This window comes from Nocardioides sp. NPDC006303 (genome assembly GCF_040613175.1).
GTDB lineage: Bacteria > Actinomycetota > Actinomycetes > Propionibacteriales > Nocardioidaceae > Nocardioides.
In genome coordinates, this window is the sequence record NZ_JBEXRR010000008.1 from 24,989 (window position 1) to 40,988 (window position 16,000).

Sequence of the window (16,000 nt, forward strand, 5' to 3'; positions counted from 1 at the left end):
ATGAGCAGGCTCAGTGTCCGCAACATTGTTGCTGACCTGCGGAAACGACTCGCGCCGGTAGCGTCCGGGGCGGGTTCGGTCTACTCGTTCGTCGCCGACCGGGTCCGTCCGTGGTTCGGCACGGTGACCTCGATCGGCTGGGGTGTGCTGCTCCTCGGCGCGCTGGCCTGGGTCGCCGCGACCGCGCTCGGCTGGATCGAGGCGTCCGTGGTGGCGATGGCGGCGCTGTTCCTCGTGATCGGCGCGGCCTTCTTCATGATCGGGCGCACCCGGCTCGCGGTGGCGACCGTGGTCGAGCCGCCGCGCGTCGCGGTCGGCCAGGCCCTCACCGGCGAGCTGCGTGCCCGCAACGAGGCGCGCGGCCCGCTCGTCTCGACGAGCCTGGAGTTCCCCATCGGAGCGGGTGGGGTGACGTACGACCTGCCGATGCTGCTTCCCGGCGCCGAGCACACCGAGCTGTTCGTGGTGCCGACCCAGCGCCGCGGAGTGATCGACGTCGGTCCCGTCCGGACGGTGCGTGGCGACCCGCTCGGGCTCTTCCGGCGGGTGCAGGAGTGGACCGACCGCACCGAGGTGTTCGTCCACCCGCGCACCACCCACCTAGAGCCCTTCGGGGTCGGTCTGGTCCGTGACCTCGAGGGGTCAACGGCACAGAACACCTCGATGAGCGACCTCGCCTTCCACGCGCTGCGTGAGTACGTCCCGGGCGACGACCTGCGCCACATCCACTGGCGCTCCTCGGCACGCCACGGGCAGCTGCTCGTGCGCCAGTTCCTCGACACCCGCCGCTCCCACATCGTCGTCATCGTCGACTCCTCGCCGATGTCCTACGACAGCGAGGACGAGTACGAGACCGCGATGTCGATCGCGGGCTCCCTGCTGCGCCGCGGGATCCTGGACGAGTTCGACGTCTCGTTCGCTACCGGCGACGTGCTGATGGTGCGCGCCACCGCAGCGAGCGGGGGAGGGCGTACGGCTCTCGACGCCTGCTCCCGGGCGAAACCGCAGCAGACCAACCTGATCGAGATCGCCGCCGAGGCGGCCCGGCAGGCGCCGGACGCGTCGCTGGTGATGCTGGTGACCGGGCGCTACCCGGAGTTCGTCGCGCTGCAGCGCGCCGCCGGCCAGTTCTCGGTCGATGCCACCACCGTCGCCGTCCGGGTCGACTCCTCGCAGCGCGCCGGCTTCAAGGCCGTCGCCGACCTGCCGATGATCACCCTGCCCGACCTGGACCAGCTGCCGATCGTGCTGTCGAAGGGGTTGTCCGGATGAAGAAGCACCACGCCGTCGACGCCCTCCTCCTGTTCCTGCTCGGCACCATCGCGTTCCTCGGCTTCGACGACACCTATGCCGGCTGGACCTACCTGGTCGCCGGCGTCGCCGGGCTGCTGCTCGGGATCCTCATCTCCTTCGTCGGCCGCGGACAGCCGGTGGTCGTGCTGGCGGTCGGGCTCCTGGCCGCGTTCTTCGTGCTCGGCGGCGCGGTCGCGCTGCACGGGATCGGCGACCTCTCGTTCCTGCCGGTCCCCGACACGATCGGCACCCTCGCCGAAAACTCCGTGCACGGCTGGAAGCGACTGCTGACCACGCTGCCGCCGGTCGACGGCGGAGCGCTGCTGACGATCCCGTACATCCTCGGCCTGCTCGCCGGCTGCCTCGGCTTCGCGCTGGCGGTGCGGATGAAGGCGGCGCTGCCGCCGGTGCTCGTCGCGTTCGCGCTGATGGCCGGAGTGATCCTGCTCGGCGTGCAGGACCCGTCCAAGACCGCCCTGCTCGGCGCCCTCTTCGGAGCGATCGCGATCACCTGGCTGTGCATCCGCGGCATGCGGGCCCGTGCCCTCGCCGCCGGCGGCCGCCGCCTCTCGCGGACCGCCATCGGAGCCGCCCTGTGCCTCGGCGCGGCCGGGCTGGCGTTCCTCGCCGGGCCGCTGCTCCCGGGGCTCGCGCCCGAGCGCACCGTGCTGCGCGGCGAGATCGAGCCGCCGTTCAACGTCGGGCAGTACCCGTCGCCCCTGGCCGGCTACCGCGTCTACACCAAGGGCTACCAGACGCCGGAGGACGACCGCCGGCTCTACGAGAAGGACCTGTTCACCGTCTCAGGCCTGCCCGAAGGGACCCGGGTCCGGGTCGCCGCGATGGATTCGTACGACGGCACCGTCTGGCGCGCGGCCAACGACTCCGGCGAGACCGAAGGTCCCGACGACACCTTCCAGAAGATCAGCTCGACGCTGCGCAACCCGCTCGCCGACGGCAAGCAGGTGCGCGGCACGATCACGATCGGCGAGGACTTCGGCGGCGTCTGGGTGCCGCTGCCGACCGCCCTCACGCACATCTCGTTCGACGGTCCTGACACCGACTCGTTCCGCTACAACCTGGCGACGTCCACCGGTGTCCTGCCGTCGGCGCTGAAGCCCGGCGACTCCTACTCCTTCACCGCCTCGGTCGCCGACGAGAAGGTCGGGGAGAAGAGCGAGAACTGGTCGGGCGGGTCGCCGATCGGCGACGAGGCCGCCCAGTTCCAGGCGCTCGCCGCCGAGTACGCCGGCGGTGGTGACTCACCGATCAGCAACGCGCTCGCGGTGGCGGAGAAGCTCAAGGAGGAGGGCACCTACACCGACGGGGAGCCGCCCAACCAGCAGTACCCGGCCGGTCACTCCCTGCGTCGTCTCGCCGACTTCACCGCGAAGGGCGGCCAGCTCGCAGGCAACGACGAGCAGTACGCCGCGCTGATGGCGATCCTGGCCAACCAGGTCGGCGTGCCGGCGCGGGTGGTCCTGGGTGCCGTCGTCGGCTCCGACGGTGTCGTCCAGGGCAAGGACATGCACGCCTGGGTCGAGCTGCGGATGTCGGACGGGTCCTGGGCCACCCTGGACTGGTCCGAGTTCATGAACACCGAGAAGCCGCCCGAGCAGAACGCCCCTCAGCCCGAGGAGCTCGTCACCGGCAAGGTCGTCCCGCCGCCGGCTCCCGTACGCCCGCCCGCGACCTCCGGCGACCCGCTGGACGAGTCGGTCAACCAGAAGGCCAACTCGCGGCCCGACGGGTTCACGCTGCCCGGCTGGCTGATCGCCGTCTTCACGTACGTCGGCATCCCGCTGCTTCTCATCGCAGCCCTGTGCGGGGCGATCATCGGCGCCAAGATCTGGCGGCGACATCGCCGGCGGACACGCGGGACCCCGGTCGCCCGTCTCTCCGGTGGCTGGCGCGAGACCCTCGACCACGCCCGTGACTTCGGGGTCGGGGTGCCCGTGGGTGCCACCCGCCGCGAGCAGGCCTCCGCGCTGTCCGCGTCGCCGGGCATGGACGGTGCGCCGGGGCTGGCGCTGCTCACCGACACCACCATGTTTGCTGAGGCCGGGCCGCAGGACGACGAGGTCGCAGCCTTCTGGGAGCAGGTCGGGACGCTTCGTACGTCGATCTCCGACTCACGCACGAGGTGGCAGCGCATCCGGGCGGCGATCAACCCGCTCTCGCTGGTGCCGGCTCGGCTGTTCCGGAAGCGCTGAGTCAGTCACCGAGCCCGTAGTCCCTGATCGAGTCCGCCGTGATCCGGAGGACCTCCCGTGAGGTCCCCGGCATCGGCGGATCCACGTCCGTGAGCGCCTCGGCGGTGCCGCGGATCTCGACCATCCGCGGCTTCCACGGGTTGGTGGACTCGAGATCGTCGACCACGAAGGCCACCTGGGCGTGCTTCTGGGCGTTCCTGAACTTCCGTGATCGGCCCATCTCGTAGCCGCCGATGACGATCCGGTGCTCCTCGTCGATCGTGAACCCCACGGGGTTGTTCTGCAGACCGCCGTCAGGGGCGAGGGTCGCGAGCCTGCCCAGCGGCTGGGTGCGGAGGTAGCGCAGCTGCGTGTCGGTGAACTTCATGTCACCAGCGTCGGTGCTCATGTCGGCTTGAGGTCAAGCCTGATCCGGATCGTCGGCGCCGGGGCGTGCGAGCGGTCTCATGGCGGGCCCGTCCAGGACGGAGCCGTCGGGGGAGAACCGGGAGCCGTGGCAGGTGCAGTCCCAGCTGGTCTCGGCCTGGTTCCAGTGCAGGGGGCAGCCGAGATGGCTGCACCGGGCGCTCACGGTGTGCAAGGCGCCCGCCGGGTCCCGGTAGCCGCCGACGGTGTCGCCGTCGAGGTCGACCAGGCCGCCCTGGCCCGGTTGCAGCTCGGACACCGGACGGGCCTCGGGGTCCTGGCGACGGCCCGCGACGAGCTCCTCGCCGACCTTCAGGTTGTCCTTGATGAGCCGGCCGACGCTCCTGACGTCGCCGATGCGGCTGGCGTCGAACACCGGTAGCCACGGGTTGTCGGTGCCGGAGAGAAGATCGGCGAGCATCATCGCGGCCGCGGTCCCGCTGTTCAGGCCCCACTTCTGGAAGCCGGTGGCCACCAGGATCCTCTCGCTCGTCGGTGGATAGCCGACGTACGGCAACCGGTCCGGGGTGAGGTAGTCCTGCGATGACCAGCGGTAGTCGATCGCCTCGACGTCGAAGGTGGTGCGGGTCCAGCTTTCGAGGTCGGCGTACTTCGCCTCGGTGTCGGGTTCGGCGCCGGTCTCGTGGCCGTTGCCGACCACGATCAGCCCGTTCGGGCCGGGATCCAGCCACGGCCGGGTCGAGCGGCTGGGCGAGTCGATGCTGATCGCCATGCTGGTCGGCGCCGGGCCGCGCAGGCGGACCGCCAACCCGTACGAGCGAGAGGGCCTGGTTCGCGCGAAGTAGCCGCCGAGCAGGCCGGGCGGGAGCAGCGAAGCGACGACCACCTGGTTGGCCACCACCGTCCCGGCGGGCGTGCTGAGCTGGACGGTTCGGTCGCTCTTCTCGTCGATGTCGATGACCCGTGTTCCCTCGCGTACCTGCCCTCCGGCCGCGGTGAACGCGTCGGCGAGGCCCGCCAGGTATCTGCCGGGGTGGAAGTGGATCTGGTCGTCGAACGCAACCGCGGCCTCGACGTCGAAGGGCAGGTCGGTGCGCTCGGTCAGCCGCGCGGGGAGCCCTAGCCGAGCAGCGGCGCGGACCTCGTCCTCGATCCGGGATCGCTGCTCCGACTGCCGGGTATAGGCCAGCGCCGGCGCTCGGGTCAGGTCGCAGCTGATCTCCAGCTCCGAGGCGAGGTCGGCGACCAGCTCGACCCCGGCGCGCATCGCGCTGGCGTACAGCCGGGCGTCGTCCTCGCCGTGCCGCTCGACCAGCTCGGCGTAGATCAGCCCGTGCTGCGCGGTCACCTTCCCGGTGCTGTACCCCGTGGTGCCTCCACCCACGGTCGCGGCCTCCAGGACGGCGACTTGGAGGCCGCGCCGCTGTGCGAGGAGCGCAGTCGTCAACCCGACGATGCCTCCACCCACCACGGCCACATCGACTGCGAGATCAGCCTTCCGACCGGTTTCCGGGGTGATGGACCGCGGCCTTTCGGCCGTGGCCAGCCACACGCTCGTGCGCTCCATTCAGAGTGCGCCGGGTCGATCCGCTGTGCCCGGGGTCCGTCCCAGTCCCAGGCCGAGTGCCAGCATCCCGATGCCCAGCACCAGATGAAGCCAGTTGTCGGCGCCGTTGACCGGCACGAAGTTCGCGCTGCTGCCGTGGTCGACAGCCAGGCCGTAGATCAACAGGACCATGTAGATCGCCCCGCCGGCGATCAGGTAGGCGCGGGCTCCGCTCCAGCTGGTGGCCAGTACGAGGCCGGCGATGCCGAACAGGAGGTGCACGATGTTGTGCAGGATCGACACCTGGAAGATGCCGAGGAGCAGGGCGGTGGACTCGTGGCCGGCGAAGGCCATCGAGTCATAGTCGGTGGTGACGCCCGGGATGAACCCGAGGACTCCGACGAGCAGGAACGTTCCGGCCACGACCGTCGCTGCGGTCTGCAGCGTCGTTGCTGTCATGGACCGATAGGCAGTGGCGTCAGTCATGGCTGGTTCGGTACCCAGTTCGCCGGGGCCGCATGCCGCTCCACGGCTGCGTCGCCCCGTTAATCGGAAGGCTTGCGTCCGGAATCCGGCCTAGCGTGAGCGGCATGACGATCGAGATGACCCCGGTGATGGACGAGACCGGGACGCTGCTCAGCACGCTCGACCGGATCCGGCGTACGTTCGCCTGGAAATGCGGCGGGTTGAGCGATGAGCAGCTGCGCCAGCGGCTGGAGCCGTCCAGGATCACCCTCGGCTGGCTCCTCAAGCACCTCGCGTTCTGCGAGGACCACTACTTCACCGCGATCCTCGCCGGCAACGGCTACCCGGACGTCTGGGCGTCCTACGGCCCGGATGAGGAGGGCTGGGACTGGAAGACCGAGGCCGAGGACACCGCCGATGGGCTGATGGAGCTGTGGGAAGGTGCGGTCGCCCGCTCCCGCCGGTCGACCGCCGAAGCCCTCGGCAGGAACGGGATGGACACGCTGGCGACCAACCCCGAGTGGCAGGTCGAGGCCAACGCCCGCCGCTACGTCGCCGACATGATCGAGGAGTACGCCCGCCACACCGGCCACGCCGACCTGATCCGCGAGTCCATCGACGGCCTAGTCGGCGAGGACCCGCGAGACGGTGAATGAGATGGCCGGGATCAGGGGCGCCACAGGATGGATCGGGGTCAACCTCGCCTGTACCGACCCGCTCGCACTCGCCACCTTCTATGCGGACCTGTTCGGCTGGGAGGTCAGCAGCTCCGAACCGACGTACGCCACCGTTCTCATCCGTGATCCGTCGGGCAGCGCAACTCACAGCAACCTCGCCTTCGAGCTCGACCGCCACTACCGGCGGCCGGTCTGGCCGAGCGAGCCCAACGGCCAGCAGCAGATGGTGCACCTGGACATCGGAGTAACCGACGTGGTCGCGGCAGTCGAGGACGCCGTCGGCCTCGGTGCGCGGCTCGCAGACTTTCAGCCCCAGGACGACGTACGCGTCATGCTCGACCCCGAGGGCCACCCTTTCTGTCTCTACCTCGATCAGCCAGAAAGCTAGCGGCGCCTTAGCCCCGGTCGCTTCTGTAGAAAAGTTCTACGAGCCGGGTTATCGTAGATGCATGAGCGAAGTTCGCGTGGGGGAGTTGAACCAGCAGACGGGTCGGGTCCTGCGGCGCGTCCAGAATGGCGAGTCGTTACTCGTCACGGATCACGGCCGTCCGATTGCGGTGATCTCGCCCGCTCCGAAGAGCAGGTTCGACCAGATGGTGGCTCTCGGCCAGGTCCGCATGCCGAAGGGCACTGGCGGGGGGTGGAGGTCCGTGAAAGGCGTGTCGCGGGACGAGGACCTGGACGAGGTCCTCGCTGAGCTGCGCGAGGAGAGCATCTGATGCTTGTCTACGTCGACACCTCGGCGGCGGGTCGAATCCTGCTGAACCATGCCGACAGGCCGGCGTTGGAGGACCACCTGGACGAAGTCCTGGAGCGTGGCGATCGGCTGATCTCATCAGACCTCCTCGACATCGAGCTGGCTCGGCTCTGCGTGCGGATGGACCTTGATCCGGCTGACGTCGAGCGGGTCTGTGAAGACGTCCACTTCATGGGCATCCTTCCCGAAGTCGTCGAGTCGGCGAAGGACATCAAGCAGACACTCAAGTCGCTGGACGCCATCCATCTCGGCACCGCGCTTCTGCTGGCTGATGAAGCTGAAGGAGAAGAGGCTGTCGAGCAGGTGGTGACCTACGACAAGCGAATGGCCCAGGTCGCCGAAGAGCTCGGCTTCGAGGTGGTCAGCCCAGGGCGACGGTGAGGGCGAGGAGCATCGCGGGGTCGTCCAGCCGGTCCCCGTACACGTCGCGCAGCTGCCCCATCCGGTAGCGGACGGTCTGGGGGTGGATGAAGAGGTCGGCGGCGACCTCGTCGCGCCGGCCCTGGTGGAGGAGCCAGGAGCGGAGGGTCTCGGTGAGCTTCTCGGCGGTGGCGGGGCGCAGGTCGGCCAAGGGGGCGAGGACCTGGGCTCGCAGGTCCTCGCGGGCGTCGGTATCGGCGGAGAGGACCAGCTCGACCAGGTGCTGCTCGGTGTCGGAGCCGAGGCCCGCGTCCTGGGCGCGACGGGCGCGCTCGTACGAGACCCGAGCCTCGCGCCACGGCTTGGCGGGACCGGCGACCGACCGGCGACCCTCCAGCGCCTTCATCAGCGCCCGGCGCCGGCGGCCGTGTGCGTCGGGGACCAGCAGCAGGGTGTGGTCATCGAGGTCGCGCAGGTCGTCGTGTTCCAGGGTGCCCTGGTTGACCTTGGCGAGGATGGTGCCGACCTGGGAGTTGGGGACGAGCACGGCGGTCAGCGTGCTCGGCGGGGTCCATTCGGCCCGTACGGCCGCGTCGTCGAGCTCCTCCGGGGTCGTCTCGGCCAGCAGCTTGCGGGCGAGCCGCTCGCGAAGCTGTCGGCGTACGCGTCCGGTCGTGGCGCGCTCGTCGGCATGCCCGGCCGCCGAGGCCTCCGAGATCTCGTCGATCCAGGCGAAGACCAGCGCGGAGAACTCCACGAGCATCGCCGGTGCCATGCCGCCCTCGACAGCCTTGCCCGCGAGCTCTCGCCAGGCCACCCGGGCGCCGATGCGGTACGCGGCGAGCAGGGCCTCCATCGTGCGCCCGCTCCGAGCCTCGCCGCGCCCCAGGTCGTAGGCACCCTGGAGGGCCGGCGGAGTGGCGGCCGAGACGTCGGCGGGAAGGCCCGCGCCCGACGCGAGCGAGAGGAAGCCGCCCAGCGCCACGCCCACCGCGGTGCGGATGGTCTCGCCCATGTGTCCCGAGAGCGCGTCCTGGTAGGGCGGCACCTCGGCGATGATCGCGGCGACCACGTCCTCGCCGACCTGGGGGAGCACGGCGCGGATCGAGGCGACGACCTCGGGCGTCAGGTGGACGTCATAGGACGAAAGAGCGGGCACATCTCGGGAACTTTTGTTCGTCACGTATAAATCCGCCTATCAGATTCACGTCGCTAACACAGGAGTTTACCTCGAATAAGTAGCACCATGGATACATGGCTGAGATCTCTACATCCCCCGCCCTGTTCGCCCCGGGCGAGGTCAGGCGACCCGCGCTGCGGGAGAGGCTCTCCCGCAAGGTGTGGGGAGTCGCCGAGAAGATCGCCACGCCCCTGGCGCCGGCCGACTACCTGGACATGTTCAACCCGCTCCGACCCGGCGCTGACCTGCGAGGACGCGTCGTCAAGGTGACCCCGGAGACCGCCGATGCGGCCACCATCGAGATCAAGCCGGGCGCCGACTGGAACGGCCACACCCCGGGTCAGTACGTCCGCGTGGGTGTCGATGTCAACGGCGTACGCCACTGGCGCGCCTACTCCCTGACCCACGGCCCCCGCAAGGACGGCCTCATCTCGATCACGGTCAAGGCCGTGCCCGACGGCAAGGTCTCCAGCCACCTGGTGCGCCGCCTGCGCCCCGGCAAGATCGTCCACCTCGAGCAGGCTGCCGGCGACTTCGTCCTGCCCAGCGACCTGCGCGGCCACAAGTTCCTGATGGTCACCGCCGGCTCCGGCGTGACCCCGGTCATCGGGATGCTGCGCAACCTCTTCCCGGTCACCGACGAGGGCGTCGTCGAGCACCAGCGGCTCGACGTCACCGTCGTCCACGTCGCCCCGAGCCGCCCCGACTCGATCTTCATCCGCAACCTCGAGTCCCTCGCCGAGGCCGGCGCGATCCGCCTCGTCACCCGCTACACCGGCTCCGAGGGCCGCATCGACATCGACACCCTCACCGAGCTCGTCCCCGACCTGAGGGAGCGCAAGGCGTACGCCTGCGGTCCCGCGGGTCTCCTCGACAACCTCCAGGCCTGGTACGACGAGGCCGGCCTGCCCCTCCAGACCGAGCAGTTCCGACTGGCCACCGTGGTGACCAGCGAGGGCGGCACCGTCGCCTTCACCGGCAAGACCGTCGACGCACCTGGTGACAGGCCGATCCTCGACGCCGCCGAAGAGGCCGGCGTCCTCATGCCGAGCGGCTGCCGTATGGGCATCTGCTTCGGCTGTGTGCTCCCGATGAAGGAGGGCGCAGTCCGCGACCTCCGCAACGGCGAGCTCACCGTCGCCCGCCCGGGTGAGACCGGTCCCGAAGGGGTACCGATCCAGACCTGCATCTCCGCCGCTGCCGGCGAGTGCGTCATCGACCACCCTGCCTCCTGAGCCAAGCTCAAACGACCAGCCCCCACAAGACGAGAGCGAGACAGCCATGACCATCGCACCCGATGCCCCGGCCTACACCGGCCCGATCGCCCACCTGACCCGCGACGACATCGAGCAGCTCGGCCGCGAGCTCGACGCCATCCGCCAAGAGGTCATCGACACCCGCGGTGAGCGCGACGCTGCCTACATCCACAAGGTCATCAAGGTCCAGCGCTCGCTGGAGCTCGGCTCCCGTGCCGTCCTGCTCGCGAGCATCTTCCCGCCGGCGTTCGTCGTCGGCACCGTCGGTCTCTCGATCGCCAAGATCCTGGACAACATGGAGATCGGCCACAACATCATGCACGGCCAGTGGGACTGGATGCGTGACCCGAAGATCCACTCCACCGTGTGGGAGTGGGACAACGCCTCGACGAGCGAGGGATGGAAGCACTCCCACAACGAGCTGCACCACACCTACACGAACATCGTCGGCAAGGACAACGACCTCGGCTGGGGCATCATGCGCGTCGACGAGGAGCAGCGCTGGACGCCGTCGAGCCTGTTCCAGCCCGCGATGAACTTCATCAACATGTGCATCTTCGAGTATGGCATCGCGATGTACGACCTCGAGCTCGGCCGAGTGATCCGGCAGAAGAAGAAGGGTCGCCGCCCGTCCGCCGAGTGGCAGATGTCGGCGAAGCGTACGCTCGCCAAGATCCGCCGCCAGGCGTTCAAGGACTACGTCGCCCACCCGCTCGTCTCGATGGTGACCCTCTCCGGTCCGACCACGCTGCTGGCCAACGTGATCGCCAACTTCACGCGCAACGTCTGGACCCACTCGGTGATCATGTGCGGCCACTTCCCCGAGGGCGTCGAGACCTTCGAACTCAAGGACATCCCGGAGAACGAGACCCGCGGTGAGTGGTACGTCCGGCAGATGCTCGGCTCGGCCAACATCTCCGGCTCGAAGTTCCTGCACGTCATGTCCGGCAACCTGTCCCACCAGATCGAGCACCACATCTTCCCGGACCTGCCCTCGAACCGCTACGCCGAGATCGCCCCCAAGGTCCGAGCGCTCTTCGAGAAGTACGACCTCAACTACCACACCGCGCCGATGCCGCAGCAGGTCGCTTCAGCGTGGCACAAGGTCGTGCGCCTCTCGCTGCCCAACGGCTTCCTCGAGTCCACCAACGTGCGCAACGCCCCTTCGCAGGTCGTCAAGCTCGTCAAGGCGGTCCGCGGCGACACCCGCACCCGTCGTCGCCTGCTCAAGGAGTTCGAGGCTGCCGGCGCGGCCTCGGTCGGCAAGGCCATCTAGTTCGATACGACGGGGAGTTCTGCAGGGTGTACCAGTCGGTAACCCCTGCCGAACTCCCCGTCGTTTCCGTCGGGCGTCGTACGCGCCCGAGCGCCGCAGAGGAACACGTCGGTCACACCTGGACCACGGTGACGAATGTCGTATGGACATCCCCCGCCAGGACCGGTAGACAACTAGCCACTATGGAGAACGAGTTGATTCCCGGAACCGGGTCGCCGACCGCGGTGCGCAGCTATGTGACCGCCAACAAGCCGAACCCGTCGGCGCTCGCCGAGGGTCTGTGGGTGCTTCCTCCCGACGTGCTCTCCAGCGGTGACCGCGCGATCCTCTTCGACCAGTACAAGCTCTACGTCGCCGAGGCCGAGCGGCTCAGCGTGCGGCGTACGCTGACCAGCGCGTTCCTGCTGGTCCTCAACGTCGGGCTCCTGGTCGCCGGCACCGCGCTCGTGGCCAGCGCTCCGGAACGGCCCTGGATCTTCACGGTCGCCCTGATCGCCGCCCTCGGCTCGTGCCTCGGCTGGTTCTGGATCATCCGCTCCTACCGGCAGATGGCGAGCGGGAAGTACTCCGTCATCTCCCACCTCGAGAAGCAGCTCCCTGCGGCGCCCGGCGTCGCGGAGTGGTCGGCCGTCGGCCTCGGTCGCGACAGCTCGCGCTACCTGCCGATGAGCAACGTCGAGGTATGGGCGCCCGCGCTCTTCGGCTTCTGCCACCTCGCGACGTACGCCCTGCTCTACCTGCCCTAGTCGAGCACTCTGACCTCGAGCGGGGTCTCGCCGTCCGGTCCGACGGCGTAGGCGACTCCGTCGGGCCGCTCGCTGATCGCCTCGACCAGCTCGCCGTCGCGCCACAGCAGGGCGACACCGTCATCGGCCGCGTAGCCCGAGGGCAGCGCCCCGGAGCCCACGAACCGGACGTACGTCTCGCGCCGGTCCTCCTCGCCGAGGTAGTGCGGGCAGAACGAACCGGGGAGGAAGCCCAGCCCGTCGGGGAGCGGCGCGGTGGGGCCGAAGGAGTCGGTCGAGGAGGCCTCGTACCAGCAGTTGGCCCCGGCCGAGATCCCGGCGAGGATCGTCCCGCCGGCGGCCGCCTTCTCCAGCAGGGCGGGCAGCCCGTGCAGCCGCCACACCGCGAGCAGGTTGGCGGTGGACCCGCCGCCGACGTAGACGATGTCCTGGTCGAGCAGCTGCTCGAGGTCGTTGATCGGAAGCTCGTGCCCCTCGGGCGCCTTGTTGAACAGCGACAGCACCTTCGCCTCGGAACGGCCGGCGTACGCGGCGAGGAACTTGTCGTGGTAGCTGTCCGCGTCCCCGCTCGCGGTGCCGATGAAGCAGACCTTGGGCCGCCCTTTCCCGGTTGGGTCCGCCCCGCTCAGCCGGTTGAGCTCCGCATCGAGGGGAGAGACCTCCCGCCCGTGCACCTCCGGCATCGAGAAGCCGCCACCGCCCATGGTCAGGATCGTTCCGCGCATGGCGTGAGTGTAGGGACACAGAGGGCCCCGCCGAACTGGTTTGTTCGGCGGGGCCCGGTGAAGGTGTGACGGCTACTTGACCCTGACGGTCACCGTCTCCGTGATCGCCTCGTTGTACCGGTCACCCGAGTAGACCACCTTGTAGGTGTGGGTGCCTCGGATCGCCCGGAATGTCGCCTCCTCCTTCTTGAGGGTGAAGCGGCCGACGCGAATGCCGCTCTCGCTGACGACGATCTGGCCGGAGGCGCGCTTGCCGTCGACGGTGATCTCGACCTTGCCGCGCTTCGGCGAGGTGGCGGAGATCTCCGGGACCGCCTTCTCGGTGCAGTAGCTCACCGAGACGTTGTCGACGGCCCAGCCCTCGACGCCGTTGCAGCCGTCGCGACCGAGGTCGAAGCGGAACTTCACGGTGTCACCGGCGTCGGCGATCGCATCGAGGTCGACGATCGTCGTGCCCCACTGACCGGTGAACTTGCCACCGTCGGTGCCCGTCCAGGCGGGCTCGCTGGCGAGGTAGCCGCTGTCGGGGTCCATCGTCGCGCCCGGTGCGTTGAACAGGTACGCAGCCTGGTCGACGAGCGTGAAGTCGCCACCGTTGACCGACACCTTGACGTTGCCGCCGTCCCAGCCGGACTCGGTGCGCACCGAGTGGTCGAACGTGAGGCGAGGCGTCTGGCCTGCGGGCACGGTGATCTCCGGGGAGATCAGGCCGTTGCGGCTGGTGATGTCACCAGTCGCGTCACCGCACTGGCCCTCGACGGGGTCGGGGCCCCACGCCGCCTTGGTCTCGTTGCCCTCGACGCCGCTCAGGGTCTCCCAGGGGTAGTCGTTGCCGGGGACCAGGGACTCGGCGTCCTGGGTCCAACCGGTCAGACCGTCCTCGAAGTCCTCGGTGTAGGTGGTGACCTCGTTGGTGCCCTCGCCACACAGGGCGGGGGTGTTCGGGTCGAGCATCGGGCCGAAGTTGCACTGGACCGGCTCGTCGGCGAGCTCGGTGGCCGTGTTGGCCGCCGCGACCGCCGAGCAGTCAGCGGCCGTGATCGGCTCCATAGCCGGAGCCGCGGCCTCGCCACCCGGAGTCTCGCCGCCGCCGGTCTGCGGCGTCGAGGTTCCCAGGGTGAGCTTCTTGAGCGAGGTCACGCCGGTCAGGTCGGCGCACGAGGAGACCATCGCCTGGGCGTACTCGGGGAAGCCCGAGGTCGGCGTCAGGTAGTTGGTCTGGGCGTGCCAGATCAGGTTGGCCGCCTTGTCCAGGCCGATGCCGGCCACGGTGACGTCGTTGTAGGCGCCGCCGTCCACGAGCAGGGCGTAGTGGTGGTTGATGACACCCGAGTTGGAGTGCACGCCGCCGGAGTCGTCGGTGGTGCAGTGGTACTCCTCGTCGGAGACCTTGCCCGGGTCGCCGTAGCAGGTCGGGTTCCACATGTCGCGGATCGCGCCGCCGAAGGCGGTGGAGTCCTCACCCATCAGCCAGCGTACGGACTCGTCCTTGGACTCGGCCGAGGCGTCCTTGATGGTGATGTTGACCGTGCCGGTGGCGTTCTTGATCTTCTGACCGGTGGCGTAGTCGGTGGTCGCACCGTAGATGTCGGCGTTGCCGGAGATCGAGCCGATCGGCTGGCCCTCCAGGAAACCGATCACGATGCCCTCGGCGCCGGCCGCGGACGCGTTGGCGACCTTCTGGGTGAAGGCGCAGACGCCGCGGTCGACGAAGACGAACTTGCCGGCGATGTCGGCGGCGTTGGTGAAGGCGCCACAGCCGTTGGTCGGGCTGCCGTCGGCGGGGTCGTCCTGACCCACGACGATGTCGGAGGTCACGCCCGCGGTCGGGAAGACCGGGCCGAAGTTGGCCGCGGCGGCCGGGCAGGCGCCCGCGACGTCGGCGGGGGAGTTGATCGTCAGCTCGATCGCCCCGCGCGTGGAGGAGGAGCAGTGCCCATCCGTACGGGCCACGTCGTCGGTGGTGTTCTCACGCGTGTTGAGGAAGTCGAGCGTGTTGCCCCACATGTCGGAGTACGCCTCGTTGAGCGCACCCGGCTGCCACTGGTAGATCAGGCCGGAGGTGTGCTCGGTGTAGGCGTGGCCCCACTCGTGCGCCACCACGTCGTCGGAGGTGACCCCGGAGCAGTAGTTGGTGGTCGCGCCGTTCCAGTTGGCGTTCGGGCACGAGATCGCCGGGTCGTTGTTGACCGTGACCATCTTCGCGCCGGAGCCGTCGTAGGAGTCGCGGCCGAAGGTGTTCTTGAAGAGCCAGTAGGACTCGCCGGTGGTGGCGACCTCGTTCTGCTGGTCCTGGTCGAGGGTGCCCGGGAAGGCGTCGTTCTCGACCCAGACGGTCGCGTCGTCGCCGGTGTCGGGCGTGTTGTGCTTCTCGACCAGCTCTCGCTCGTTGGCCGAGTGGATCATGGAGTAGCGGTTGACAGGCTTGCCGCTGGCGGCGTCGATCACGACGGTCTCGCGCACGGTGGACCGGTTGGACACCTCGACGACCCAGGCGAGCAGGCTCTTGCCGCTCACGCCCTGGGCGGCGCCCATGCGGTAGATGTTGAGGTCGGCCTTGACGACGTCGACGCCGGTGGCGTCGACCTTGCTGTCGGTGTGGGCCTCGGCCGGCTTGGACTTCACCAGCTCCAGCGCCTTGGCGCTGGCCTTCTCCTTCGACCACTTCGGGGTCGTGCTGAGGTCGAGGTTCGGGGCGGCGAAACCGTTGACCGAGGTCAGGTCGCCAGCCTTGTCGACGTGGGCCTTCAGGACGCCGCCGAAGACCGGCACGTCCTTGTAGGCCTGCTCGAACTCGACCGTCCACCCCGCCGGGGTGGTGCTGACCTTCGACTGGTCGAGCTGGCCGGCCTCGGCGCCGAAGACCGGGGCGTACTTGTCGAGATATTCGCGTGCCTTCGCGGCCGCCTCCGACTTGCTGTCAGCGGCGACGCCGGGCAGCAGGTCGCCCTTGGTGGACGCGTAGCCGATCAGGCCGGTGGCGCCCTCCTTCTTGAGCGTGACGGTCTGATCGGCCGCGGCCTTCAGTTGGTCGATGCCGCTGGGATCCGGTTCCGCGGCGAAGGCGGCGATCGGTGTGGCCACCAGGCCTGCCGCGACGAGCGCAAGGCTGATTCCTTGCTTTCCGAGCTTCACGGGTT

15 protein-coding genes are annotated in these 16,000 nt (G+C 69.2%); 9 read left to right on the top strand and 6 right to left on the bottom strand.

Going from position 1 to position 16,000, the window contains the following annotated elements; genetic code table 11:
* Both ABZY89_RS08715 and ABZY89_RS08720 read left to right on the top strand, forming a co-directional pair.
* Positions 1-1,272: a DUF58 domain-containing protein gene (locus ABZY89_RS08715; protein ID WP_355226353.1), complete on the top strand. Its 1,272-nt coding sequence runs from the start codon at positions 1-3 to the stop codon at positions 1,270-1,272.
* Positions 1,269-3,506 carry a transglutaminaseTgpA domain-containing protein gene (locus ABZY89_RS08720; protein ID WP_355226354.1) on the top strand — a complete coding sequence of 746 codons (2,238 nt, stop codon included), beginning with the start codon at positions 1,269-1,271 and terminating at the stop codon, positions 3,504-3,506. Before ABZY89_RS08715 ends, ABZY89_RS08720 begins: the two co-directional genes overlap by 4 nt.
* Before the next feature lies 1 nt (position 3,507).
* Here the strand turns inward: ABZY89_RS08720 and ABZY89_RS08725 are convergent, their stop codons facing one another.
* From ABZY89_RS08725 to ABZY89_RS08735, 3 genes are all read right to left on the bottom strand, one after another.
* Positions 3,508-3,894 carry a PPOX class F420-dependent oxidoreductase gene (locus ABZY89_RS08725; protein WP_355226356.1) on the bottom strand — a complete coding sequence of 129 codons (387 nt, stop codon included), beginning with the start codon at positions 3,892-3,894 and terminating at the stop codon, positions 3,508-3,510.
* Positions 3,895-3,906: 12 nt separating this feature from the next.
* Positions 3,907-5,319: an FAD-dependent oxidoreductase gene (locus ABZY89_RS08730; RefSeq protein WP_355226357.1), complete on the bottom strand. Its 1,413-nt coding sequence runs from the start codon at positions 5,317-5,319 to the stop codon at positions 3,907-3,909.
* Between the two features lie 120 nt (positions 5,320-5,439).
* Positions 5,440-5,904, bottom strand: a complete 465-nt coding sequence (locus ABZY89_RS08735) for a DUF4383 domain-containing protein (RefSeq protein ID WP_355226359.1) — start codon at positions 5,902-5,904, stop codon at positions 5,440-5,442.
* A gap of 104 nt (positions 5,905-6,008) precedes the next feature.
* Between ABZY89_RS08735 and ABZY89_RS08740 the strand changes: the two genes are divergently transcribed.
* From ABZY89_RS08740 to ABZY89_RS08755, 4 genes are all read left to right on the top strand, one after another.
* A complete protein-coding gene (locus tag ABZY89_RS08740; RefSeq protein WP_355226361.1) occupies positions 6,009-6,539 on the top strand; it encodes a DinB family protein in 531 nt (176 codons plus the stop codon).
* 1 nt (position 6,540) lies between these two features.
* Positions 6,541-6,948, top strand: coding sequence for a VOC family protein (locus ABZY89_RS08745; protein WP_355226363.1), 408 nt, complete (start codon positions 6,541-6,543; stop codon positions 6,946-6,948).
* A gap of 61 nt (positions 6,949-7,009) precedes the next feature.
* Positions 7,010-7,279: a type II toxin-antitoxin system prevent-host-death family antitoxin gene (locus ABZY89_RS08750; RefSeq protein ID WP_355226365.1), complete on the top strand. Its 270-nt coding sequence runs from the start codon at positions 7,010-7,012 to the stop codon at positions 7,277-7,279.
* Positions 7,279-7,698 carry a PIN domain-containing protein gene (locus ABZY89_RS08755; RefSeq protein WP_355226367.1) on the top strand — a complete coding sequence of 140 codons (420 nt, stop codon included), beginning with the start codon at positions 7,279-7,281 and terminating at the stop codon, positions 7,696-7,698. Before ABZY89_RS08750 ends, ABZY89_RS08755 begins: the two co-directional genes overlap by 1 nt.
* Here the strand turns inward: ABZY89_RS08755 and ABZY89_RS08760 are convergent.
* On the bottom strand, positions 7,679-8,836 hold the full coding sequence (locus ABZY89_RS08760; protein ID WP_355226368.1) for a helix-turn-helix domain-containing protein: 1,158 nt from the start codon (positions 8,834-8,836) through the stop codon (positions 7,679-7,681). The genes ABZY89_RS08755 and ABZY89_RS08760 overlap by 20 nt on opposite strands.
* Before the next feature lie 95 nt (positions 8,837-8,931).
* Here ABZY89_RS08760 and ABZY89_RS08765 point away from each other — a divergent pair, with 95 nt between their 5' ends.
* The 3 genes from ABZY89_RS08765 (at position 8,932) to ABZY89_RS08775 (ending at position 12,135) form a co-directional block, all read left to right on the top strand.
* Positions 8,932-10,092: a ferredoxin reductase gene (locus ABZY89_RS08765; RefSeq protein ID WP_355226370.1), complete on the top strand. Its 1,161-nt coding sequence runs from the start codon at positions 8,932-8,934 to the stop codon at positions 10,090-10,092.
* Between the two features lie 46 nt (positions 10,093-10,138).
* Positions 10,139-11,389 (top strand): acyl-CoA desaturase, encoded by a 1,251-nt coding sequence (locus ABZY89_RS08770; protein ID WP_355226372.1) that lies wholly within the window; start codon positions 10,139-10,141, stop codon positions 11,387-11,389.
* A 194-nt stretch (positions 11,390-11,583) separates the two neighbouring features.
* Positions 11,584-12,135 (top strand): hypothetical protein, encoded by a 552-nt coding sequence (locus ABZY89_RS08775; protein ID WP_355226373.1) that lies wholly within the window; start codon positions 11,584-11,586, stop codon positions 12,133-12,135.
* Here the strand turns inward: ABZY89_RS08775 and ABZY89_RS08780 are convergent.
* Positions 12,132-12,860 carry a peptidase E gene (locus tag ABZY89_RS08780; protein WP_355226375.1) on the bottom strand — a complete coding sequence of 243 codons (729 nt, stop codon included), beginning with the start codon at positions 12,858-12,860 and terminating at the stop codon, positions 12,132-12,134. The genes ABZY89_RS08775 and ABZY89_RS08780 overlap by 4 nt on opposite strands.
* 72 nt (positions 12,861-12,932) lie before the next feature.
* Complete coding sequence (locus ABZY89_RS08785; RefSeq protein WP_355226377.1) at positions 12,933-15,995, bottom strand: M4 family metallopeptidase; 3,063 nt, start codon at positions 15,993-15,995, stop codon at positions 12,933-12,935.
* Between the last annotated feature and the right edge of the window lie 5 nt (positions 15,996-16,000).